General features: G+C 66.7%; 21 protein-coding genes and 1 pseudogene. 12 read left to right on the top strand and 10 right to left on the bottom strand.

Annotated features, from left to right (window positions below; genetic code table 11):
• Positions 1–11 precede the first annotated feature (11 nt).
• Genes EV675_RS10290 through EV675_RS10275 form a run of 4 tightly spaced genes read right to left on the bottom strand, consistent with a single transcriptional unit; the run spans position 12 to position 4,647 of the window.
• Positions 12–1,448, bottom strand: coding sequence for a UbiD family decarboxylase (locus EV675_RS10290; protein WP_130357149.1), 1,437 nt, complete (start codon positions 1,446–1,448; stop codon positions 12–14).
• 33 nt (positions 1,449–1,481) lie between these two features.
• Complete coding sequence (locus tag EV675_RS10285) at positions 1,482–2,465, bottom strand: tripartite tricarboxylate transporter substrate binding protein (RefSeq protein WP_130357148.1); 984 nt, start codon at positions 2,463–2,465, stop codon at positions 1,482–1,484.
• Between the two features lie 38 nt (positions 2,466–2,503).
• Entirely contained in the window at positions 2,504–3,661 is a 1,158-nt protein-coding gene (locus EV675_RS10280; protein WP_207221935.1) for a mandelate racemase/muconate lactonizing enzyme family protein, read from the bottom strand.
• Complete coding sequence (locus tag EV675_RS10275) at positions 3,658–4,647, bottom strand: tripartite tricarboxylate transporter substrate binding protein (RefSeq protein WP_130357147.1); 990 nt, start codon at positions 4,645–4,647, stop codon at positions 3,658–3,660. The genes EV675_RS10280 and EV675_RS10275 overlap by 4 nt, the downstream gene beginning before the upstream one ends.
• Before the next feature lie 235 nt (positions 4,648–4,882).
• Between EV675_RS10275 and EV675_RS10270 the strand changes: the two genes are divergently transcribed.
• Positions 4,883–5,830, top strand: a complete 948-nt coding sequence (locus tag EV675_RS10270) for a LysR family transcriptional regulator (RefSeq protein WP_130357146.1) — start codon at positions 4,883–4,885, stop codon at positions 5,828–5,830.
• Between the two features lie 15 nt (positions 5,831–5,845).
• Here the strand turns inward: EV675_RS10270 and EV675_RS10265 are convergent, their stop codons facing one another.
• The 3 genes from EV675_RS10265 to thiD all read right to left on the bottom strand — a co-directional run bounded on the left by EV675_RS10265 (position 5,846) and on the right by thiD (position 8,642).
• Positions 5,846–6,733 (bottom strand): nucleotidyl transferase AbiEii/AbiGii toxin family protein, encoded by an 888-nt coding sequence (locus EV675_RS10265; RefSeq protein WP_130357145.1) that lies wholly within the window; start codon positions 6,731–6,733, stop codon positions 5,846–5,848.
• Positions 6,702–7,619: a type IV toxin-antitoxin system AbiEi family antitoxin domain-containing protein gene (locus EV675_RS10260; protein ID WP_130357144.1), complete on the bottom strand. Its 918-nt coding sequence runs from the start codon at positions 7,617–7,619 to the stop codon at positions 6,702–6,704. Before EV675_RS10260 ends, EV675_RS10265 begins: the two co-directional genes overlap by 32 nt.
• A gap of 198 nt (positions 7,620–7,817) precedes the next feature.
• Positions 7,818–8,642, bottom strand: coding sequence for a bifunctional hydroxymethylpyrimidine kinase/phosphomethylpyrimidine kinase (gene thiD, locus EV675_RS10255; RefSeq protein WP_130357143.1), 825 nt, complete (start codon positions 8,640–8,642; stop codon positions 7,818–7,820).
• A gap of 116 nt (positions 8,643–8,758) precedes the next feature.
• Here thiD and EV675_RS10250 point away from each other — a divergent pair, with 116 nt between their 5' ends.
• The 3 genes from EV675_RS10250 to EV675_RS10240 are packed head-to-tail and all read left to right on the top strand — an operon-like array spanning position 8,759 to position 11,118.
• On the top strand, positions 8,759–9,058 hold the full coding sequence (locus EV675_RS10250; RefSeq protein ID WP_130357142.1) for an antibiotic biosynthesis monooxygenase family protein: 300 nt from the start codon (positions 8,759–8,761) through the stop codon (positions 9,056–9,058).
• 49 nt (positions 9,059–9,107) lie between these two features.
• Positions 9,108–9,788, top strand: coding sequence for a protein-L-isoaspartate O-methyltransferase family protein (locus EV675_RS10245; RefSeq protein ID WP_130357141.1), 681 nt, complete (start codon positions 9,108–9,110; stop codon positions 9,786–9,788).
• Between the two features lie 16 nt (positions 9,789–9,804).
• Entirely contained in the window at positions 9,805–11,118 is a 1,314-nt protein-coding gene (locus EV675_RS10240; RefSeq protein WP_130357140.1) for a TolC family outer membrane protein, read from the top strand.
• Here EV675_RS10240 and EV675_RS10235 read toward each other — a convergent pair.
• The 3 genes from EV675_RS10235 to EV675_RS10225 are packed head-to-tail and all read right to left on the bottom strand — an operon-like array spanning position 11,115 to position 14,045.
• Positions 11,115–12,122: an amidohydrolase family protein gene (locus tag EV675_RS10235; RefSeq protein WP_130357139.1), complete on the bottom strand. Its 1,008-nt coding sequence runs from the start codon at positions 12,120–12,122 to the stop codon at positions 11,115–11,117. The two genes, EV675_RS10240 and EV675_RS10235, sit on opposite strands and share 4 nt — an antisense overlap.
• Positions 12,119–13,021: an amidohydrolase family protein gene (locus tag EV675_RS10230; protein ID WP_130357138.1), complete on the bottom strand. Its 903-nt coding sequence runs from the start codon at positions 13,019–13,021 to the stop codon at positions 12,119–12,121. The genes EV675_RS10235 and EV675_RS10230 overlap by 4 nt, the downstream gene beginning before the upstream one ends.
• Positions 13,022–13,064: 43 nt before the next feature.
• Positions 13,065–14,045, bottom strand: a complete 981-nt coding sequence (locus tag EV675_RS10225; RefSeq protein WP_130357137.1) for a Bug family tripartite tricarboxylate transporter substrate binding protein — start codon at positions 14,043–14,045, stop codon at positions 13,065–13,067.
• Between the two features lie 270 nt (positions 14,046–14,315).
• Between EV675_RS10225 and EV675_RS10220 the strand changes: the two genes are divergently transcribed.
• The 8 genes and pseudogenes from EV675_RS10220 (at position 14,316) to EV675_RS10185 (ending at position 20,389) form a co-directional block, all read left to right on the top strand.
• On the top strand, positions 14,316–15,305 hold the full coding sequence (locus EV675_RS10220) for a Bug family tripartite tricarboxylate transporter substrate binding protein (protein ID WP_130357136.1): 990 nt from the start codon (positions 14,316–14,318) through the stop codon (positions 15,303–15,305).
• Between the two features lie 11 nt (positions 15,306–15,316).
• Positions 15,317–16,024, top strand: a complete 708-nt coding sequence (locus tag EV675_RS10215; RefSeq protein WP_130357135.1) for a 4-carboxy-4-hydroxy-2-oxoadipate aldolase/oxaloacetate decarboxylase — start codon at positions 15,317–15,319, stop codon at positions 16,022–16,024.
• 41 nt (positions 16,025–16,065) lie between these two features.
• Positions 16,066–17,052 (top strand): ABC transporter substrate-binding protein, encoded by a 987-nt coding sequence (locus tag EV675_RS10210; RefSeq protein ID WP_130357134.1) that lies wholly within the window; start codon positions 16,066–16,068, stop codon positions 17,050–17,052.
• Between the two features lie 46 nt (positions 17,053–17,098).
• Complete coding sequence (locus EV675_RS10205) at positions 17,099–17,953, top strand: amidohydrolase family protein (RefSeq protein WP_130357133.1); 855 nt, start codon at positions 17,099–17,101, stop codon at positions 17,951–17,953.
• Between the two features lie 4 nt (positions 17,954–17,957).
• Positions 17,958–18,854, top strand: coding sequence for a substrate-binding domain-containing protein (locus EV675_RS10200; protein WP_130357132.1), 897 nt, complete (start codon positions 17,958–17,960; stop codon positions 18,852–18,854).
• 76 nt (positions 18,855–18,930) lie between these two features.
• Positions 18,931–19,875, top strand: a complete 945-nt coding sequence (locus EV675_RS10195) for a LysR substrate-binding domain-containing protein (RefSeq protein WP_130357131.1) — start codon at positions 18,931–18,933, stop codon at positions 19,873–19,875.
• Between the two features lie 11 nt (positions 19,876–19,886).
• Positions 19,887–20,051 (top strand): annotated as a pseudogene (locus EV675_RS10190) (type II toxin-antitoxin system RelE/ParE family toxin); the annotation flags it as partial.
• A gap of 17 nt (positions 20,052–20,068) precedes the next feature.
• A complete protein-coding gene (locus tag EV675_RS10185; RefSeq protein WP_087840886.1) occupies positions 20,069–20,389 on the top strand; it encodes a helix-turn-helix domain-containing protein in 321 nt (106 codons plus the stop codon).
• The last annotated feature ends 5 nt before the right edge of the window (positions 20,390–20,394 follow it).

Here is a 20,394-nt window from a genome sequence, read left to right as displayed (position 1 = left end):
CTCGCGCGTCGCTAACCGACCGTGCCGGTTTCCCAGTCGACCACGGCATTGGGCACGATCTGGGCGGCGATGTCTATCTCCTCTTCGCCCGGGATCCTGACCTTGGTGAAGATGTGGCCCGCATAGGCCAGCGGCCGCGTGGCGTCCAGCCCCATCTTGGCGCCGATGCCCTGCAGGGCGGGCGGCAGGTTCTCGATGTCGTCCACACCCACGGTGGTGGAGGGATCGAGCACCGAGCCCTGGGCACCGCTTATCACCACCAGGTCGCGGTCGGCCTGGAAGCGCGTGGCCACGGCCCATTCGACCTGCTTGGGATCGTGCACGTCGACGTCGTCATCCACCACGATCACCTGCTTGAGATCATAGTGCGCCCCCAGCGCACACAGCAGCACGTTCTTGGGCTCGCCCTCGCGGCGCTTCCTGAACTTGACGAACAGGTGGTAGCGCCCCACCCCGCCCATGCTCAGATGCACGTCCAGCACGCCGGGAAAGCTGCGCTGCAGGTGCGACAGCAGCGTGGCCTCGCGCGGGATGGATCCGAGCAGCAGGTGCTCGAGTTCGGCCGGCACGATGGTGTGGAAGACGGGACCGCGCCGGTGCGTGATGGCATCGACCGCGATCACCTCGCGTTTTTCCTTGGCGCTGTAGTAGCGCGGGAACTCGCCGAACGGCCCTTCCTCTTCCCGCACGCCCGGCAGCAGACGCCCCTCGATCACGATCTCGGCGCGGGCCGGGACGCGCACGTCGCTGGTCAGGCACTTGACGACTTCGAGCGGTTCGCCGTGCAGGGCGCCGGCGATCTCCAGCTCGTCGTAGTCGATGGGCGTGATCGCCTGCGACGCCAGCAGCGTCAGCGGGTCGGCGCCGATCACCACGGCCACCGGCAACTCCAGGCCGCGCGCCTCCGCCTCCTGGTAGAACGCGTGCAGATGACGCGGCAGCAGCAGGATGGCCATGCGATCGCGCGCATGGACCTGGATGCGGTTGATCGAGACGTTCTGCACGCCGGTGACGGGATTGCGCGCGATCACCATGCCGGCGGTGATGTACGGGCCGCTGTCGAACTCGCTGTGGGTGGGAATGGGCAGTTGCGCCAGCAGGTCGACGTCGCGCAGCACGACCTCCTGGCAAGGCGCCGAGCCGGCCTCGACCTCGCGCCACGGCAGCGGCGACTCGGCCGCCGTCCGGAAGGCTTCCAGCAGCCCGGCCGACTCCACCCCCAGGGCCTCGGCGATCCAGGCGCGCTGCGCCATGAAGCCCGACACGACGGGCATGGCATGGCCGCCGGGGCGCGGGAAATAGGCGGCCTTATGGCCGTCCAGCAGCTTGGCCATGGCCGCCAGCGTGTGCTTGAGCGGCACGCCCTCGCGCAGGACCGCGAGCCTGTCCGTCCGCGCCAGGTGCGCCAGCCACTGTCGCATGTCCCGGGGCCTGTTCTTGCCTGTCATGATTCCTTTCCTCTTCAATTGCGCCAGGCTCCGCTACTCCAGGGACACCTTGGCGTCGTGCACGACCTTGGACCAGCGCTGGGACTGTTCCTTGAAATAGGCCGAGAAATCCTCCAGCGATCCGCCCAGCGGCTCCACGCCCTGGTCGGCGAAAATCTTCCTGACCTCGTCGGTCGCCAGGATCCGGTTCAGTTCCCGGTTCAGCTTGGCCAGGATGGCGGGTGGCGTCCGGGCCGGGGCGCCCAGGCCGTACCAGACGGCGACCTCGAAGCCGGGATAGCCCTGCTCGGCGATGGTGGGAAGATCGGGCGCGAGCGGCGAGCGCTTCGCGCCGGTGATGCCCAGCGCGCGCATCTTGCCCGCGCGCACGTGGGGCAGCACGTGCGGCATGTTGTCGAACATCACGTCCACCTGCCCGCCCAGCAGGTCGGTCACCATGGGCGCGCTGCCCTTGTAGGGCACCTGCGCGAGGTCGATGCCCGCCACGCTCTTGAAGTACTCCATGGTCAGGTGGTTCGAGGTGCCGTTGCCGGCGGTCGCGTAGTTCAGCTTGCCCGGGCGGCGCCGGGCCTCGGCCACGAGATCCTGCAGGCTGCGTATGCCCGAGTTCGCGCTGACCACCAGCAGGTTGGGCGAACGCGCGCCCAGGATCACCGGCGCCACGTCCTTGACCGAATCGTAGGGCAGCTTCTTGTACAGGAACTGGTTGGCCACCAGCGGGAAGCCCACCACCACCAGCGTATAGCCGTCGGGCTCGGCACGGACCCCGTGCTCGGTCCCGATGATGGTGCCCGCGCCCGGCTTGTTCTCGACGATGACCGGCTGGTGCCAGCTTTCCTGCAGCTTGCGCGCGAACACGCGCGCCATGGCGTCGTTGAAGCCGGCCGGCGTATAGGGAACGATGATGCGTATGGGCTTTTCCGGGTAGGCGTCGGCCACCCGGTCCGCCAGGGCGGGCGCGGTGGCCGCCAGTGCCGCGGCGCCCGCGGCGATCCTGATCCACGTCGTGAAGTGCATGTTCCTGTCTCCGTTTGTCTGTTTGATGGATTGCTGCGTCATACGTAGGCCGGCCCTTCTATGGCCGGATGGGCGCGCAGGAAGTCCTCGTCCACCTCCACGCCCAGGCCCGGCCCCTCCAGCGGCCGGACACAGCCGTCGTCGCCGATCGCGAACGGCGTGCTCGTCAGGCGGTCGCGAAACAGGTTCACGCGCGAGACGTCCGCCTCGAAATACCCGCCGTTGTCCACGGCGGCGAGCACGTGGACGCAAGCGGCCAGGTTGATGCCCGTCATCGACGAGTGCAGGTGCACCGGCAGCTTGTGGGCCGAGGCCATCGCGGCGATGCGCAGCGTCTCGGTGATGCCGCCCGCCTTGGACAGGTCGGGCTGCAGTACGGTGACCACGCCGTCGTCCACGAGCCGGCTGAACTCATAGCGGGTGTAGTGGTTCTCGCCCGCCGCCAGCGGCACCCGCCCGAAGGTCCGGGCCTGCGCATAGCTACGATGGTCGTGCGCAGGGAAAGGCTCTTCCAGCCAGCCCACGCCCAGCTCGTCCAGCCCCGGCATCGCGGCGCGTGCGTCGTCCACCCCGTAGGCGGTATTGGCGTCGGCCAGGATGACCAGCTCGCCGCCGAACGCCTCGCGCACGGCGCGCACGCGTGCCAGGTCGCGCGCCACGCTGTCGCCCAGCCGCAGCTTCACCGCGCGGTAGCCCGCCTCGACGTGGCGGCGCGCCTCCTCCACCAGCGCGGCGGGATCCTGCCAGCCCAGCGCCACGCCTCCGGCATAGGCGGGCACCGCCCGCGCCGCGCCCCCCAGCAGCCGGTGCAGCGGCCAGCCGACCGCCTTGCCGCGGATATCCCACAGCGCCATGTCGATGCCGCTCATGGCCATCGCGCAGGCGGCGCCCAGGCCATGGCTGGCGAGCTGGCGCATGTAGATGTGATGCCAGATCCCGTTCACGTCGGCCGCGTCCCGGCCCACCACGAACGGCCGCAGCGCGCTGTTCACGAAATGGGCGATGGTGGTGTGGGCGCGCCCGTGATGCGATTCGCCATATCCCACCAGCCCGCATTCGGTCGTCACCTTGACCACCACGGCATCGCGCTTGATCACCCGCCCGACGCCCAGCGTCACGCTGCTGGAGGCGGGAACCGGAAACGAGGTAGCCCACGCCTGCACGTCGCGCACCACCAGCGGAGCGGCCGCCTTCATTGCGGCACGATCCCGGCCTGCCGGACCACCTGTTTCCAGAGGTCCATCTGCCCGGCGATGAAGGCGCGGAACGCCTCCGGGCTGCCGCCATCGGGCACCACGCCCTGCTGCTGGAAGACCTTGCGCACGTCCTCCATGGCCAGAATGGCCTCGATCCGGGCATTGAGCTTGTCCACCACGGGGCGGGGCGTGCCGGCCGGCACCACGAATCCGTGCCAGGACGACACTTCGTAGCCGGGCACGCCCGCCTCGGCAACGGTGGGCAGTTCCGGCATGAGCGCCGACCGCCGCGCATCGGCGATCGCCAGCGGCTTCACCCTGCCCGACTGGATGAAGGGCAGCACGTGCGGAAAGGCGTCGAAGGCCAGGCCGACCTGGCCACCGGCCAGATCCGTCAAGAGCGGCGTGCTCCCCTTGTACGGCACCGAGGTCATCTTGACGCCGGTCATGCCGGCGAAACGCTCCATCGCCAGGTGATTGGAGGAACCGTCGCCCGAGGTGCCGTAGTTCAGGCTGCCGGGCCGGGCCCGCGCCGCCGCCAGCACGTCGGCCACGGAACGCAGGCTGGACTCGGCATTCGCGACCAGCAGCATGGGCGAGCGCCCGGCCAGTATCACCGGCGTGAAATCCTTGACCGTGTCGTAGGGCAGGCGCTTGTACAGCCAGGGGTTGGCGGCGAACGGAAACTGCACGACCAGCAGGGTGTAGCCATCCGCCGGCGCCCGCGCCACCGCCGCCGAACCGATCTGCGTGCCCGCGCCCGGTTTGTTCTCGACGATCACGGGCTGGCCCCAGGCCTCGTGCAGCTTGGCCGCCACCAGCCGCCCCAGCGTGTCATTGAAGCCGCCCGTCGGATAGGGCACGACGATGCGCAAGGGCTTGGAGGGATAGCCATCGGCCGCCTGGGCGGTCCCGGCCGACACCACAGCCAGGCCGGCTGCCGCCACCACCGCCAGGGCGGACAGGCGCAAGGGGGAACGGGTCATATCGCGTCTCCACTTCTCTTTCTTGTGGAGCGGAAGTCTAAGATCGCGTCATAATCAGTTCAATTAATATTTAATTATTGTCTATATCAATTTTTCTGAATATAAAGACGAGACGAATGCGCTTTTCTCCTTGTGTAGAGCGGCGATAATTCACCAGACAGAGATCGTTGTCTGCCGCCATTCGTTCATGGCTTTTTATGATCTCCATCAGAAAAACTGAACATACGGACTCGGCATGGAATTCCGGCAAATCCAATACTTCATCTGCCTGTTCGAGGAAGGCACGGTCACGAAAGCCGCGCGCCGGCTGAACATCGTCCAGCCCGCGCTCAGCATGCAGATCTCCAAGCTCGAACAGGAGGTCGGACAGCGGCTGTTCGAGCGCAGCCCCCAGGGCATGCTGCCCACCGCCACGGCGCGGCACATGTACAGGCTGTTCCTGCCCATCATGCGCGACTTCTCGCAGGCCCGCGACGAAGTGCTGTGCAACGACGGAGAAATCGCGGGCCACGTCAACATCGGCCTGATCGCCTCCATCACCGAAGGCGTGCTGGCCGAGACCATGACCAAGTTCTCGGCCAGCCATCCCAAGGTCTCGGTTACCGTGGCCGACGGCTACAGCGCCACCCTGAGCGACTGGGTGGCCGGCGGACAGCTCGACGCCGCCATCATCAACAAGCCGCGGCGGCCGCTGGCGCTGAGCGTGGACCACATCGTGGACGAGGAACTGGTGCTGATCACCGGCACCCGGCATGCGGGCAACCTGCCCGCGCGGCTCACGCTGGGCCAGATCGCCTCACAGAACCTGTCGCTGGTGCTGACCACGCGGCGCCACGGCCTGCGCCACATCATCGACAGCTTCGCCCAGCACGACAACGTCGAGCTGGCCCCCTCGCTGGAAGTCGATTCCCTGGTCACCGTGGTCAAGCTGGTCGAGCAGAACCAGCTGGCGACGATCCTGCCGCGCATCGCCGTGCACGACCGGCTGCGGGCCGGCATCCTGCGGGCGCACGCCATCGTCTCGCCACGGTTGATACGGCAGGTGGTGTCGGTGGTCCATCCGCGCCGGCCGCTGAACCCGGCGGCGGCGGCCTTCATGGCCATGCTTACCCGGCAGATCCGGCTGCGGGCACAGGAGCAGGCGCCCGGGGCGAATGCGGCGCCCGACTCGCCCGTTGGTTGATTTTCGCTGCGAGGTCTAGAGGTACGGCCGTCCAGGCCATGGCAGCGCCTCATAGAAAACTCGGGCCACCTCGTACGCCACCGTGAACGGCGGCGGCACATCAACCAGTTGCTCAAGCTCGCTGTAACGTTCGCGAGTACGCGCGATCAGCCCCTCGTCCCTCATTTCCATTCCCGTCGGCACCGGCAACTTGCCCTCGGCCGAACGCAAGAGTTTTGCCAAGACCGCCGCGCACAGCACGCCGTCGATTTCGCCGCATGTGGACAAAAGCAAGTGCAGATCGTAAACATCCTGATAGCGGGTACGATTGCGCACTGTCTGCTGCAACAAGGAACGATATTTTTCCGCGATCAAGTCGGTCAGGTCATAGGCCTGAATAGGCGTCCCTTGATCGACCGCAATCACTTCGGTCGCAGCTGGCCACTCGTTGAAGCTGTAGTCGATGGAAAAAGCATGCGGAGCCATCCCCGCGAACAGCCGCCGCAATTCGGGCGCCCTGCTCAACCGAGCCACGCCTACCTTGACCTGAAGCGTGGGAAACGTTGCCTCCGGGCGTGGAGGATTGACCCGATGCCCCTGGATGCGGCAGGCCATGTCGTAGCCCAGCGCATCCGCTTCCCGCTGTAGACGCGCAGCAAGGTCGCCGACGAAGATGGCCACATCCATTTCGTCCAAACGGGCAGTGGTCGAGTAATCGACGTCCGTCGTAAACCGTGCGCTTCCATATCGCACGGCCATCAATACCCCCCCTTTCATGACCATGGCCGGAAACCTGCCGTCGAGCCGAGCCGTGGCCAGCATCACCGCATGCATGCCTTGCCTGACCAACCCGCGAACGGGATCGATCTCCGCTTCCACCCATTCGGCCAGACTACGCATCGGGATCGTCCAGAAAGTCGACATTCAAGGACAAGCACCAGCGAGCCGAATAATTCGGACGGTACTCTTCCTTGGGATCGAGCTTGCGCGACCCTCCTCGGGCCGCCAGACGAACCCATTCGTCGAAGATCGGATGCGCAAGCCCGCAGAACTCTTCGAGGATATAGCCTGCCCGGACCTTGTCTATGGCTTTGCCGTGCCGTTCCACCTCGTCCACGATCGTCGCCAGGTTCGTGGACGCATGGGAACGAAAGACCGTCAACACATGCCACATTCCCCCGCACAGTCCCGGCTGCTCGAGCATGTCGAGATAAGTGCGCCCCAAGGTCGCGACACGCAAGGGGCTCCCCCGCACGATTCTGAACGCCCCCGAATGCAGGCTGTTGAACTCGATCACGGTCCGGCCACCGATTTTCTTTGCAAAAACCGGCCGAGCCAAGCTCGGCACCCCTGCCTTGAGCGCCATCTCATGGTCTTCGCCGTAATCGCCGCGCATGCGCTCCCTGGCAAACCGGCTCCAGGCACGAGGCGCCGGCCGCGTGATGTGCAAGACTGCGGGCAACCTGTCCGTCAGGCCATGGTGCTCCATGGCGCTCAGATGGGACACATAGCAAAAGGGATCGGCGCTGCAGACGATCTCGGCCGGCTGCAGAGCGGTTCGACCCAACAGCGCATACATGCGTGGTGAAACGACCGCCCCCACGGCATCCAGTACGCCAGCCTTGGCCAGTTGGTCGATTGCGCGGGCGACGTCCTTCTTTTCAGGATGAATCTTGCCAAGGCCGAGCGATTCGCCACGGAATTCGCCGCTGCGATAAAGCCGCCAGAGGATCAGACCGATCACATAGGGTGAAACGATGGCGCCATCGAGCTCACCCAAAGAAAGAAGCACCGCTTTGGATAGGTGCATAATGTCCTGGCTTTATAATGACGTCCTTAGGACGTCATTATAAAGCCAGGATCTATCCCTTTTCATTCCTGCGACGCGAACACTTGCAAGATCTTTAAATATAATATAAGCTACGCCCGTCCTTAGGACGGGCGTAGCTTATATTATAAATCCAGAACGAAACGCACGTTGAATCATTATCCTGCGCCAGAACTACCGCTACCACCACCCGTGGAAATGATGCACCGGCCCGTTCCCCGACCCCACGCCCAGCCGGTCCGCATGGCGGATGGCTTCGGTCAGGTAATGCTTCGCCCGGCGTGCCGCCTCGGGCACGTCCTGCGCCTGGGGCAGCAGCGCCGCCAGCGCGGCCGACAGGGTGCAGCCCGTGCCGTGGGTATTGCGGGTCTCGATGCGCGGTGCGGCCAGCTCGATCATCCGGTCGCCGTCGTGCAGCAGGTCGATGGCCATGTCGCCCGGCAAGTGCCCCCCTTTCAGGAACACCCAGCGATGGCCGTTGTGGGCCAGTTGTTCGCGCAGCCGCTCGGCCACGCGCCGCATCTCCTTGACCGTCTCCACCGGCCGCTGCTCGAGCAGCACGCCGGCCTCCGGCAGGTTGGGCGTGATCATCGTCACCTGCGGCATCAGCACTTCGCGCAGCGCGCCGATGGCGTCGCGCGCCAGCAGGGCGTCGCCACTCTTGGCGATCATGACGGGGTCGAGCACCACGTGCGGCGGCTTCCAGTGCGCCAGCCGCTCGCCCACGACCTGCGTGACCGGCCGGCTGCCCAGCATGCCGATCTTGACCGCGTCGGCCGGCACGTCGGCGAACAAGGTGTCGATCTGCTGCGCGACGAAGGCGGGATCAACCGGCAGCACGCCCGTCACACCCTGGGTGTTCTGCGCGGTCAGCGCCGCGATGACGCCGCAGGCGTATGCGCCCAGCGCACTCATGGCCTTGACGTCGGCCAGCACCCCGGCGCCGCCCGAGGGGTCCACGCCCGCGATGGTCAGGGCCTTGGGAATGGGACGAACGGCAGACATGGCGATCCTCTGGAAACGAAACGCGCCGCCCCGCGGGCGACGCACGCCGCCAGTATAGTCCGCCCGCCGCGCGCGAACCCGGGTAACATGGCAGGCCGTTCTGTGGAAGGCCAACCATGATCTACGAACTCGCGCACATCGAAATCCAGCCCGGCACCCAGGAAAAATTCGAGGCCGGCGTCCAGGAAGCGGCCCCCCTCTTCCAGCGGGCCAAGGGCTGTCACGGCATGGAACTGCACCAGACGCTGGAGGATCCCAACGCCTATCTGCTGGTGGTGCAGTGGGAAACACTGGAAGACCACACCGTCCACTTCCGGGGTTCGGAAGACTTCCAGGCCTGGCGCGCGCTGGTGGGCGGCTACTTCGCCAAGCCGCCCGAGGTCCGTCACGCAACCACGGTCGCCAAGCCGTTCTGACCCGGTTAGAATGGTTCGTTTTGTTACGGTTTCCTGCCCAAGTACTGCCATGAACGCTGCTTCCCTTCCCGACGTCGAACACGCCCGCTTCAACATGGTGGAACAGCAGATCCGCCCCTGGGACGTCCTCGACCCCAAGGTGCTGGAACTGCTGTTCAAGATGAAGCGCGAAGAATTCGTGCCCCCCCCGCTGCGCACCCTCGCCTTCGCCGACACCGAGATCCCGCTACGGCTCGACGACTACGACAGCGGCGAAAGCATGCTCGCGCCCAAGGTCGAGGCGCGCCTGCTGCAGGAACTCGCGCTCAAGCCCACCGACAGCGTGCTCGAGATCGGTACCGGCTCGGGCTACCAGACGGCGCTGCTGGCCAGCCAGGCCCAGACGGTCACCTCGGTCGAGATCCTGCCCAAGCTGGCCGCCTTCGCCCAGGCCAACCTGAAGCGCGCCGGCATCGCCAACGCCACCGTGCAGGTGGGCGACGGCAGCAAGGGCTGGGGTTCGACCGAATACGACGCCATCCTCGTCACCGGCTCGGTGCCCGAAGTGCCCGACAGCCTGAAGTACCAGCTGCGCGTGGGCGGCCGGCTGGCCATCATCGTCGGCCAGGCCCCGGTCATGACCACCCTGCTCATCACCCGCACCACGGCCGCCAGCTTCGAGACCACCTCGCTGTTCGAAACCCTGGTCAAGCCCCTGCGCGGCGTCACCGTTTCCAAGTTCAAGTTCTAAGCGGAGCTTCGTGCCCATGCGCGCCAGGCCGTACTACGTCCAGACGCTGTGCGCGCTGTTCGGCGCCTGCGCTTTCGTTCCCGCGGTCGCGGCACTGGACCTGGAACAGGCCTACCAGTCGGCCCTGGCCAACGACGCGACCTTCGCGTCGGTACGCTCGGCCTATACCGCCACGCTTGAAAAGCTGCCCCAGGCGCGCGCCGCGCTGCTGCCCGCCATCTCGCTCACCGGCAGCCGCGCCGAGGCTTCCACGACCCGCCTGCCGGGCGTGACCTACACGAACGAGACCTATACGCTGCAACTGATCCAGCCGCTGTTCCGCTGGTCGGGCTGGCACACCTACGAACAATCCAAGCTGCAACTGGCCGTGGGCGAAACCCAGCTCGCCCAGGGGCGCCAGGACCTGATCCTGCGGGTGGCGCAGGCCTATTTCGACGTGCTGGCGGCGCAGGACAACCTGGCCTTCATCGGCGCCCAGAAAATCGCCATCTCGGAACAGCTCGAATCGGCCAAGCGCAATTTCGAGATCGGCACGGCCACCATCACCGACACCTACGAGGCCCAGGCGCGCTACGACCTGGCCCAGGCCCAGGAGATCCAGGCCGAATCCGACCTCGCGGTCCGCATCGGCGCGCTGCAGCAGATCATCGGCACGCCCGCGGGCGACCTGGCCAAGCTGCCGCCCTCGGTCAACGTGCCGGCGCCGCAGCCGGCCCGGATCGACGCCTGGACCGAACAGGCCGCCGCCAACAACCTGGCGGTCGCCCAGGCCACGCTGAACAGCGAGATCGCCCAGCGCGGCATAGAAATCGCCAAGAGCGGCCACTACCCCTCGGTCGACCTGGCGGCCAACGTGGGACGCACGCGGGGCCTGGTCGGGCAGACGGTGGTCAACGATTTCTACACCACGCGCTCGGTGGGCGTGCAGGTTTCCGTACCCATCTTCGCCGGCTTCGGCACCACCTCCAAGGTGGACGAGGCCGTCGCGCTGTCCGAGAAGGCCCGCAACGATCTCGAAGTCGCCCGCCGCGCCGCCGTGCAGAACACGCGGATCGCGTTCCAGGGCGTGAACGCGGGCCTGGCCCAGGTCCGCGCGCTGGAAGCGGCGGAAGTGTCCAGCCGCAGCGCGCTCGACGCCAACAAGACCGGCTACGAAGTGGGCGTGCGCATCAACATCGACGTGCTGAACGCCCAGCAGCAGCTCTATTCCACCGAACGCGACCTGGCCAAGGCGCGCTACGACGCGCTGCTGTCGGGCCTGCGGCTGAAGGCCGCGTCCGGCATCCTGACGGAAGACGACGTCCGGCAGGTCAACGCGCTGCTGCGCTAGGCGCGGTTCTTCAACCTGCCGTACACCCGGTAGGCATTGCCCGAGTAGATGCTCGCCCTGTCGGCCTCGCCCAGGACGGCGGCGTCGATGTAGCGGCGCGTATCGTCGAAATGATGGCCGGTCTCGGGATCCACGCCGCGCACCGCCCCCACGGTCTCGGACGCGAACAGGATGTTCTCCGGCGGGATCACCTTCAGCAGCAGGTCTATGCCCGGCTGATGATAGACGCAGGTGTCGAAGAACACGTTCTGCAGCAGTAGTTCCTTGAGCGGCGGCAGGCCCATGTCCTGCGCCAGTCCGCGATAGCGCCCCCAGTGATAGGGCACCGCGCCGCCGCCGTGCGGGATGATGAACTTCAGCGTCGGGAAGTCCTTGAACAGCGAGGACGTCAGGAACTGCATGAAGGCGGTCGTGTCGCCGTTGATGTAGTGCGCGCCGGTCGCGTGGAAATGCGGGTTGCAGGAGCCGCTTACGTGGATCATGGCCGGCACGTCCAGCTCGACCATCTTCTCGTACAGCGGATACCACCACTTGTCGTGCAGCGGCGGATCCTTCCAATAGCCGCCGGTGGGATCGGGATTCAGGTTGCAGCCGATGAAGCCCAGTTCCTTCACGCAGCGCTCGAGCTCGGGTATGCACCGGGCCGGCTCCACGCCCGGGCTTTGCGGCAGCTGGCAGACTCCGGCGAAATTCTCAGGGTACAGCTGGCAGGCGCGATGGATGAGGTCATTGCAGACGATGGCCCACTCGCTGCTGGTCCGTTCGTCGCCGATGTGGTGGCCCATGCCGACCGCGCGCGGCGAGAAGATCGTCAGGTCGGTGCCGCGCTCGCGCTGGATGCGCAATTGCTTGGTCTCCAGGCTTTCGCGTATCTGGTCGTCCGAGATGACGGGGCGCGGGAAGATCTCGCACTTGCCGCATTCGCAGGCCGACACCTGCAGGCGCCGGTACTCGTTCAAGGCTTCGGGCGCGGTCGTGTAGTGCCCATGGCAATCGATGATCATGCGGACTCCTTGCTCCTGTCGTCGTGAGTCGTGGGCGGGCCGGCATCGGCCCGCAATGCCGGATACAGGCGTTCAGCCGTCCGGTGGAAGATCCAGGCGAGGTCGTCGTCGCCCGCCCAGGCCAGCGCCTGCAGCGCCTCGTCCAGGAGGGTTTTCAGCGATCCCGCGGTGGCGGGGAAGTTCGAGCCCCAGGCGATGCGCGAGGCGCCGAACTCGGCCAGTACGCGCCCGAAGAAGGATTGCGGGCTGGCCTGGCCCAGATGCGCTCTGGCCAGGATGACCGGGGTCAGCTTCAAATGGATGTTCGGATGCGCGGCCAGGCGGAACAGCTCCTGCGCCGACGCGTAGGGCGGCCCCTCGTCCAGCGGCAGCGCGAAGAAATGGTCGAGCACGATGGGCACGCGTGGATAGCGCGCCAGCAGCACGCGCAGTTGGGGCACGCCGGCGATGCGCATCTGCACGCATACCGGCAGGCCCAGGTCGGCGGCGCAGTCCCACGCGGCAAAGCTGCGCGGATCGTCCAGCCCGGACACCTGCCCTTCCACGGTGCTGCCCGCGGTGAACAGGCGCAGCCCCGTCAACCCGCGCTCCACCCAGTGGCGCATGCGCGCGGGCGCGTCGGCCGCCAGCATGTCCACGGAAAAGACACCGGTGAAGCGATCGGGATGCGCCGCCACCGCATCGGCCACATAGCTGTTGTCATAGCCGTAGCAGGTCGATGCCTGCACGATGGCGGCCCGGGCCACGCCCGCCTCGTCCATGGCCTGCAGCAATTGTTCCGTGCTGGCCGGCCGCTCCTGCGACCAGACCGATGGGCGGCCCCACAGCGGGTCGCGCGGATAGGCGCGGGTATCGGTGCTGATAACGTGGGGGTGGATGTCTATGACTCTGCGCTTCATGCGATGCCTGTCCTGGATGGCGTCTTGGAATCGGGGGCCCGGTCTATTGCAGCGGGATCTCGGCGGTCTCGATCACCGCCTTCCATTTGGCGGCGTCGCGCTCGATACGCGCGGTCATCTCGGCCGGCGTGCTGGCGCTGGCCACATAGCCCATGGCTTGCAGCGAGGACTGGACCTCGGGCGACTCGACCGCCGCGCGGATCTCGCGCGCCAGGCGTTCGACCACCGGCGCGGGAGTGGCCGCCGGCACGCTGATGCCGGCCCAGGACGAGGCCTCGAAGCCCGGCACGCCGCCCTCCGCCACCGTGGGCACGTCCGGCAGGCCCGGAAAGCGCCGGGCGGAGGTCACGCCTATCGCCCTGACGCTGCCCGCCGACAACTGGCCCAGGATGGGCGACAGCACTTCGAACGCCACCTGTACGTCGCCCGCGCGCACGGCCGCGATCATGTCGCCCGTGGTCTTGTACGGGACGCTGACGGCGTCGATGCCGGCCATGGACTTGAACAGCTCGGCGGCCAGATGCTGCGTGCTGCCTATGCGCGAGGTCCCGATATTGAGCTTGCCCGAATTCGCCTTGGCGTAGGCGATGACGTCGGCCACCGACTTGAAGCGCGAATTGCCGTCGGTGATCAGCGCCAGGTCGAACGACGCGACGGACGAGACGTGCCGGAAGTCGCGCGACAGGCTGTACGGCAGGCTCTTGAACAGCACGGAACTGATGGCCGTGCCGTTGCCGGTCAACAGTGCCGTATAGCCATCGGGACGGGCCTGGGCCACCGCCACGGCCGCGGCCGCCGCGCCGGCGCCCGGCTTGTTCTCGACCACCACCGGCTGGCCGATGCGCGCCGACATGGCCTGCGCGATCTTGCGCGTGACGAGATCGCCCGCGCCGCCCGGGCCGAAGGCCACGACGATGGTGATCGGCTTGGAAGGATAGGACTGGCCCTGGGCACACGCGCCCGCCGCGGCCAGCGCGAGCACGGCCGCGCCGGCCATCCGGGCGAAAACATTCCTGGGGTGCATAGCGTCTCCTGGATCTTGTGGGCTTGCGTCGGGCACCAGTCCCGCGCAGGCATTCCGCATTCTGCCGGCGGCCAGGCACGCGCACCCATTGAGTAATGCTTCCGCCGACTTGAGGAAACGCTCAACCCCCGCCGTCCCGCGCGGCCGCCTTAACCATCCGCTCAACCCCGCGGAAGTTTTACTCAATAGACCCCGCCGCGCCTCGCATGCAACCATCCTTGCCAGTACGACATCGGCGCACCCCAGAACGCCGGGACAAGGAGACGAGCCGTGACATTCCCCGCATTGCGTATGCTGAAGTACCCCGTTGTGCTGTTCACCGCCGCGCTGTCGGCCGGCATCCCCCCTCCGGCCTGCGCGGCCGACTATCCGGAACGGCCGATCCGGATGTACCTGCCCTACGGACCCGGCGGCATCGGCGACCTGACGGCGCGCGTGGTCACTCAGAAGGTCAGCGAGATCCTGGGCCAGCAGATCGTGATCGACAACAAGCCCAGCGCGGGCGGCGTGCAGTCGTTCCAGGCCGGCCTGCAGGCCCCCGCCGACGGCTACACGCTCGTGCAGGGCGGCAACGGCACGGCCATCACCCAGACGCTGGTCAAGGACCTGCCCTACAGCATCGTGGACGACTTCACCCAGGTCGCCACGCTGTCCAGGTTCAACCTGATCCTGACGGTCAAGCCCGATTCGCGCTTTCACAACCTGAAAGAGCTCATCGCCTACGCCAAGGCCAACCCCGGCAAGCTGAGCCTGGGCACCACCAACGTCGGCTCGAGCCAGCACCTGGGCGCCGAGCTGTTCAAGTCGGTGGCTGGCATCAAGGCCGAGACCATTCCCTACAAGACCAGCGCCGCGCTGCTGACCGGCGTGCGCTCCGGCGACATCGACGTGGGCTTCGATTTCGTGCCGCCCATGCTGTCGTCGATCAAGAGCGGCGCGGTGCGCGCGCTGGCGATCTCGGCCGACAGCCGCAACGCCAACCTGCCGGACGTGCCGACCACCGCCGAAAGCGGCCTGGACGGCTACGTGGTCGCGTCGTGGAACGGCGTGTCGATCCGCCAGGGCACGCCGCGCGCCATCATCGACAAGCTGAACCAGGCCTTCGTGGCCGCCGTCAATTCGCCCGAAGTCGCGCAGAAGCTGCGCGAGATGAATTCCGAACCCTACGCCCTGGGCGTGGACGAATCGCGCGCCCTGATGAAGGCCGACATCGCCAAATGGAAGGCGGTGATCGAGAAGGCGAACATCCCCATCAACTGAACGAGAGCAACATGAAGAACGTCGTCGTACGCAACATCCCGCGCGGCCCGCAGGACCTCATCGCCGAGCTGGCCACGCACGGCGTGGCCACCGTGCACGAGGCCATGGGACGCGCCGGCCTGATGGCGCCGTACCTGCGCCCCATCTACGCCGGCGCCAGCATTGCCGGTTCCGCCGTGACCGCGCTGACCGCGCCGGGCGACAACTGGATGCTGCACGCGGCCATCGAGCAATGCCGGCCGGGCGACATCCTGGTGGTGGGCGTCATGTGCGAGAACACCGACGGCATGATCGGCGACCTGATCTGCACCTCGCTCAAGAAGCGCGGCGTCCTGGGCGTGGTCATCGACGCCGGCTGCCGGGACGTGCGCACCCTGACCGAGATGCGCTTTCCCGTGTGGTCGCGCGCCATTTCCGCGCGCGGCACGGTCAAGGCCACGCTGGGCCACGTCAACCTGCCGGTGGTATGCGCCGGCATGAACGTGAACCCGGGCGACGCCATCGTGGCGGACGACGACGGCGTGGTGGTCGTACCCCGCCTGGAGATCGCCCGCACGCTGGAACTGGCGCGCCAGCGCACCGCCAAGGAAGAAAAGTCGCGCAAGCGCTACCTGGCCGGCGAGTTGTCGCTGGACGTGGCCAACATGCGCCAGGACCTGGAAGCCGCCGGCCTCCTTTACGTCGATTGCGCAGAGGATCTGGCCAAGCTAAACGCCTGACATTCCCACACCATTCCCGCCTTCCCTCCGACCAAGCAGCCATGACATCCAAGCAGCCCCTCCCCCTGAAGATCGCCATCGCCACCTACGGCCACACCGCGGCGCTCAAGCGCGGCGACGTCTCCATCGACGGCGTCCAGCCGGACTTCGTCGAGATCAAGCCCATCATCGCGGCCTTCCGGCGCATGGTGCGCGACGTCGAGTTCGACGTCTGCGAAATGGCCCCCGCCACCTACATGATCGCCCGCGAGGCCGGCGCCCCGTTCAAGGCGCTGCCCGTATTCATTTTCCGCCGCTTCCACCATGCCGGCCTGGTCTACCGCGACGATGCCGGCATCCGCGAACCGCGCGACCTCGAAGGCAAGCGCGCGGGTGTGCGCGCCTATTCGGTCACTACCGGCATCTGGACGCGCGGCATCCTGACCAACGACTACGGCGTCGACAACGCACGCATCACCTGGGTGGTGGACGACGAGGAACACGTCTCCTCGCTCCAGCTGCCGCCCAACGTCGAACAGGCCAGGGACGGCAAATCGCTGGTGGACCTGATGGCCAGCGGCTACCTCTCGGCCGCCTTCACCGACAACGCCGGCATCGGCCGCGCCGGCGCGCCGGCCGACGGCTGGCAGGCGGGCGGGCGGATCAAGCCGCCGGAATACCTCGAAATGTTCCCCGACGCCGACCGGCTCGAAGCAGAGTGGTACCGCAAGACCGGCATCTATCCCGTGCACGGCCTGATCACCGTCAAGGACGACGTGCTGGCCAAGCACCCGTGGGTGGGCAAGGCCCTGTACGACGCCTTCCTGGCCTCGAAGAACATCTACCTGCGCCAGCTCGCCGCCGGCGAATCGGTGTCGGACAAGGACGAGCACTACCGCGCCATGGGCCGCATCGTGGGCGACCCCCTGCCCTACGGCATCGAGGCCAACCGGCCGTCCATCGAGGCCATGATGAATTACTGCCACCAACAGGGCCTGCTCAAGAAGCGCTACGCCGTCGACGACATGTTCATCGACGTCGGCGTCTGACCCCGCGCGACTCCCCGACGACACCTATTCCTTGCTCGACACCGCCATGACCACACGCCTGATCGACATCCATCCGCACATCATCTCGCCCGACACCACCCGCTACCCGCTCGACCCGCTGGGCGGCGAACGTTCGGGCTGGTCCGCCACCCGGCCCGTCACCTTCGAACAATATGCCGCCGCCATGGACGCCGTCGGCATCGACAAGGCCGCCATCGTCCATTCCTCGACCACCTACGGCTTCGACAACTCCTACGTGGCCGACTCCATCGCCGCGCAGCCCAAGCGCTACGCCGGCGTCTACTCGGTCGACATGCTCGCCCCCGACGCCACGCAGAAGATCCGCTACTGGCGCGGACGCGGCCTGGCCGGCCTGCGCGTCTTCACCACCGGTAGCACCATGCCGGGCCAGGCGCCCACGCTGGAAGATCCCGCCCTGCACCCCGCCTGGAGCCTGGCGGGCGAACTGGGCATTCCCGTGTGCGTGCAGATCACCAAGGCCGCCATCCCCGCCCTGGAGAAACTCCTGACCGCCTTCCCCCAGACCCTGGCCATCGTCGACCACATGATGAAGCCGGACATCAGCAGCGGCCCGCCCTATGCCGGCGCCCAGCACCTGTTCGACCTGGCCCGCTTCAAGAACCTCTACCTCAAGCTCAGCAGCCGCAACACCGAGTCCGCGTATTCCGGCAAGGCCACCCCCGAGACCTTCTTCGGCCGCGTGGTCCGGGAATTCGGCGCCGACCGCATCGCCTGGGGCTCCAACTTCCCCGCCGCCGAGGACAGCCTGGCCGACATCGTCAAGGCTCTCAAGGACTACATCGCCTTCCTGCCCGCCGCCGACCAGCACTGGATCATGGCCGGCACCGCGCAGAAGCTCTACCCTGTGCTGAAGGACTGACCCCATGACCACCGCACACGCCACGCGCGTCACGCTGAAAACCAACCTGGCCGACTCCCCCGTGGCCGCGGCGATGAAGGACGGCCGCGTCGCCTCGGACATCGTCCGGCTCGACTTCTGCGGTCCCAAGACCGCGCACGACGGCTTCAAGCCGATGATCCGCGACAACGCCTTCGACGCGGGCGAACTGGCCATCGTCACCTACCTCCAGGCCAAGGCCTACGGCAAGCCGTTCGTGATCCTGCCCGCGCCCATGGTCGGCCGCTTCCAGCACCATTGCGTCGGCTTCAACAAGGAATTCGGCCACCTCGACCCCCAGGACATCGAAGGCAAGAAGGTGGGCGTGCGCACCTATGCGCAAACCACCGGCCTGTGGGTGCGCGGCATCCTGCAGCACGAATACGGCGTCGATCCCAACAAGGTCGAGTGGTACACCGTGGACGAATCCCACCTGGCCGAATACCGCGACCCGCCCAATTGCCACATGCTGCCCAAGGGGTCGTCGATTCCCGAGATGATGCTGAACGGCGAACTGGCCGCCGCCATCCTCGGCAACGACATGCCCAAGGACCCGCGGGTGCAGACCCTTGTCCCGGAACCCATCGCGGCCGCCAAAGCCTGGTACCAGCGCGAAGGCGTCGTGCCCATCAACCACGTCTTTGCCGTCCACCAGGACGTCACCCGCAAGCATCCCGAGGCCGTGCGCGAGATCTACCGGATGATCGCGGAAAGCCGCGCGCTTGCCCCGGCCGCCGCGCTGGAGACCCTGCCGCCGCTGGGCCTGGAAGCCAACCGCAAGGGCCTGGAGATGGCCATCGAGTGGTCGTACGAACAGAAGATCATTCCACGCCGGTTCACGGTGGACGAATTGTTCGACGACGTCACCGGCGCGCTGGGTTGATGCGGCACACCGGTGCCGGTTGAGTAAAATCCCCCCGCTTGAACAACCGGCAACGGACCTTACCCCGGGGGGCGGCATGACGCAGATCGACTGGTATCTCCAGATCAACTTGAAGGCACGCCACCTCCGACTCATCACCGCGCTGTACGACCACGGCAATCTCAAGCAGGTGGCCGAAAGCTCGCACGTCACCGTGCCCGCGGTCTCCAAGGCCCTGGCCGAACTCGAGAAAGGCCTGGGCCTGGAGCTTTTCACCCGCACCGCCCAGGGCCTGCGCCCCACGGCCTACGGCGAATGCCTGGTGCGCCATGCCCGTACCCTGCTGACCGAACTGCATCAGGCGCGCGACGAACTCAACTCGCTCAGCTCGGGCGCGGTGGGCAAGATCCACATCGGCGCCTTCCCCGCCGCCACCTCCATGCTGCTTCCGCAGGCCATCGCCATCCTCAAGCAGCGCTCCCCCCACACCAACGTGCTGGTCACCGAAGGCACCGCCCAGACCCTGCTGCCCGAACTCTGGCAGGGCCGCGTGGACCTCGTGGTTGGCCGGCTGCCCCTGCGCAGCGCCGCCGACGGCTTCGAGGAAAAGGAACTGCTGGACGACCCCGTGCAGCTCATGACGCGGCACCAGCACCCGCTGGCCCGCCGCAGGCGCCTGAAATGGTCCGACCTGCAACCCTACCCGTGGATCCTGCCGCCGGCGGGCAGCATCCTGCGCGCGCCGCTGGAGCGCACGCTGGAGGAACACGGCATGACACTGCCCAACAACTACGTCGAGACCCTGTCCACGCACCTGGCGCGCGCCTACCTGCACGTCACCGACGCCATCGCCGTCATGGCCGGTGCCGTCGCGGCCGACGCGTCGGAACCGCTGGCGGTGCTGCCGCTAAGCTTCCCGCACCTGATGCGGCCGCGCGGCGTGCTATGGAATCGGAACCGAGGGCTGACGCCCGGGGCGGAGTTGATGATCGCCTGCCTGGAAGAAGCTGCGGCGGGGATGCAGCATAGAGGCGAGCCGTAAGTCATCGTGCCGACACCTTCCGCGTCGTCTACTCCATCCGCCTCCGACACGCCGTTCATGTGCTGCATGCGTTTCAGAAAAAATCGGTGTCTGGCATTGCAACGCCTAGACCCGATGTGGCCGTGATCGTACAGCGCTGGAAAATCGTGCTGGCACGCGAACAGGCGAGCCATTGACATGCGAGGAAATGATCATGGATGCAGGAACCCCATCAGGCGGTACCGACAATGTCTTGTTCGATCTTGGCTTTGCTGACGCCGGGGAACTTTCGGCCAAGGCGTCTTTGGCAATGAAGCTCAATCGACTGATCGATGACCTTCATATCACCCAGGCGCGAACGGCCGAGCTCACCGGCATGACGCAGCCCAAGATCTCGCAGGTCCGCAACTACAAGCTACGGAACATCTCTCTGGAGCGCCTGATGCAGGCGTTGGTAGCCCTGGACCAACACGTCGAAATCGTCGTTCGTCCGGCTCGACGTGCCCAACAGGCTGGAATCACCGTAGCGGCCTGACACAA

Origin of the sequence: Pigmentiphaga kullae (assembly GCF_004216695.1) — a bacterium.
In the GTDB taxonomy this organism is placed as follows: domain Bacteria; phylum Pseudomonadota; class Gammaproteobacteria; order Burkholderiales; family Burkholderiaceae_B; genus Pigmentiphaga; species Pigmentiphaga kullae.
This window is presented reverse-complemented; position numbering and strand designations above follow the sequence as displayed.

Coding starts and splice junctions, on each gene's coding strand:
- EV675_RS10290 (WP_130357149.1), bottom strand. CDS start 1,448: ATGACAGGCAAGAACAGGCCCCGGGACATGCGACAGTGGCTGGCGCAC.
- EV675_RS10285 (WP_130357148.1), bottom strand. CDS start 2,465: ATGCACTTCACGACGTGGATCAGGATCGCCGCGGGCGCCGCGGCACTG.
- EV675_RS10280 (WP_207221935.1), bottom strand. CDS start 3,661: ATGAAGGCGGCCGCTCCGCTGGTGGTGCGCGACGTGCAGGCGTGGGCT.
- EV675_RS10275 (WP_130357147.1), bottom strand. CDS start 4,647: ATGACCCGTTCCCCCTTGCGCCTGTCCGCCCTGGCGGTGGTGGCGGCA.
- EV675_RS10270 (WP_130357146.1), top strand. CDS start 4,883: ATGGAATTCCGGCAAATCCAATACTTCATCTGCCTGTTCGAGGAAGGC.
- EV675_RS10265 (WP_130357145.1), bottom strand. CDS start 6,733: ATGTCGACTTTCTGGACGATCCCGATGCGTAGTCTGGCCGAATGGGTG.
- EV675_RS10260 (WP_130357144.1), bottom strand. CDS start 7,619: ATGCACCTATCCAAAGCGGTGCTTCTTTCTTTGGGTGAGCTCGATGGC.
- thiD (WP_130357143.1), bottom strand. CDS start 8,642: ATGTCTGCCGTTCGTCCCATTCCCAAGGCCCTGACCATCGCGGGCGTG.
- EV675_RS10250 (WP_130357142.1), top strand. CDS start 8,759: ATGATCTACGAACTCGCGCACATCGAAATCCAGCCCGGCACCCAGGAA.
- EV675_RS10245 (WP_130357141.1), top strand. CDS start 9,108: ATGAACGCTGCTTCCCTTCCCGACGTCGAACACGCCCGCTTCAACATG.
- EV675_RS10240 (WP_130357140.1), top strand. CDS start 9,805: ATGCGCGCCAGGCCGTACTACGTCCAGACGCTGTGCGCGCTGTTCGGC.
- EV675_RS10235 (WP_130357139.1), bottom strand. CDS start 12,122: ATGATCATCGATTGCCATGGGCACTACACGACCGCGCCCGAAGCCTTG.
- EV675_RS10230 (WP_130357138.1), bottom strand. CDS start 13,021: ATGAAGCGCAGAGTCATAGACATCCACCCCCACGTTATCAGCACCGAT.
- EV675_RS10225 (WP_130357137.1), bottom strand. CDS start 14,045: ATGCACCCCAGGAATGTTTTCGCCCGGATGGCCGGCGCGGCCGTGCTC.
- EV675_RS10215 (WP_130357135.1), top strand. CDS start 15,317: ATGAAGAACGTCGTCGTACGCAACATCCCGCGCGGCCCGCAGGACCTC.
- EV675_RS10210 (WP_130357134.1), top strand. CDS start 16,066: ATGACATCCAAGCAGCCCCTCCCCCTGAAGATCGCCATCGCCACCTAC.
- EV675_RS10205 (WP_130357133.1), top strand. CDS start 17,099: ATGACCACACGCCTGATCGACATCCATCCGCACATCATCTCGCCCGAC.
- EV675_RS10200 (WP_130357132.1), top strand. CDS start 17,958: ATGACCACCGCACACGCCACGCGCGTCACGCTGAAAACCAACCTGGCC.
- EV675_RS10195 (WP_130357131.1), top strand. CDS start 18,931: ATGACGCAGATCGACTGGTATCTCCAGATCAACTTGAAGGCACGCCAC.
- EV675_RS10185 (WP_087840886.1), top strand. CDS start 20,069: ATGGATGCAGGAACCCCATCAGGCGGTACCGACAATGTCTTGTTCGAT.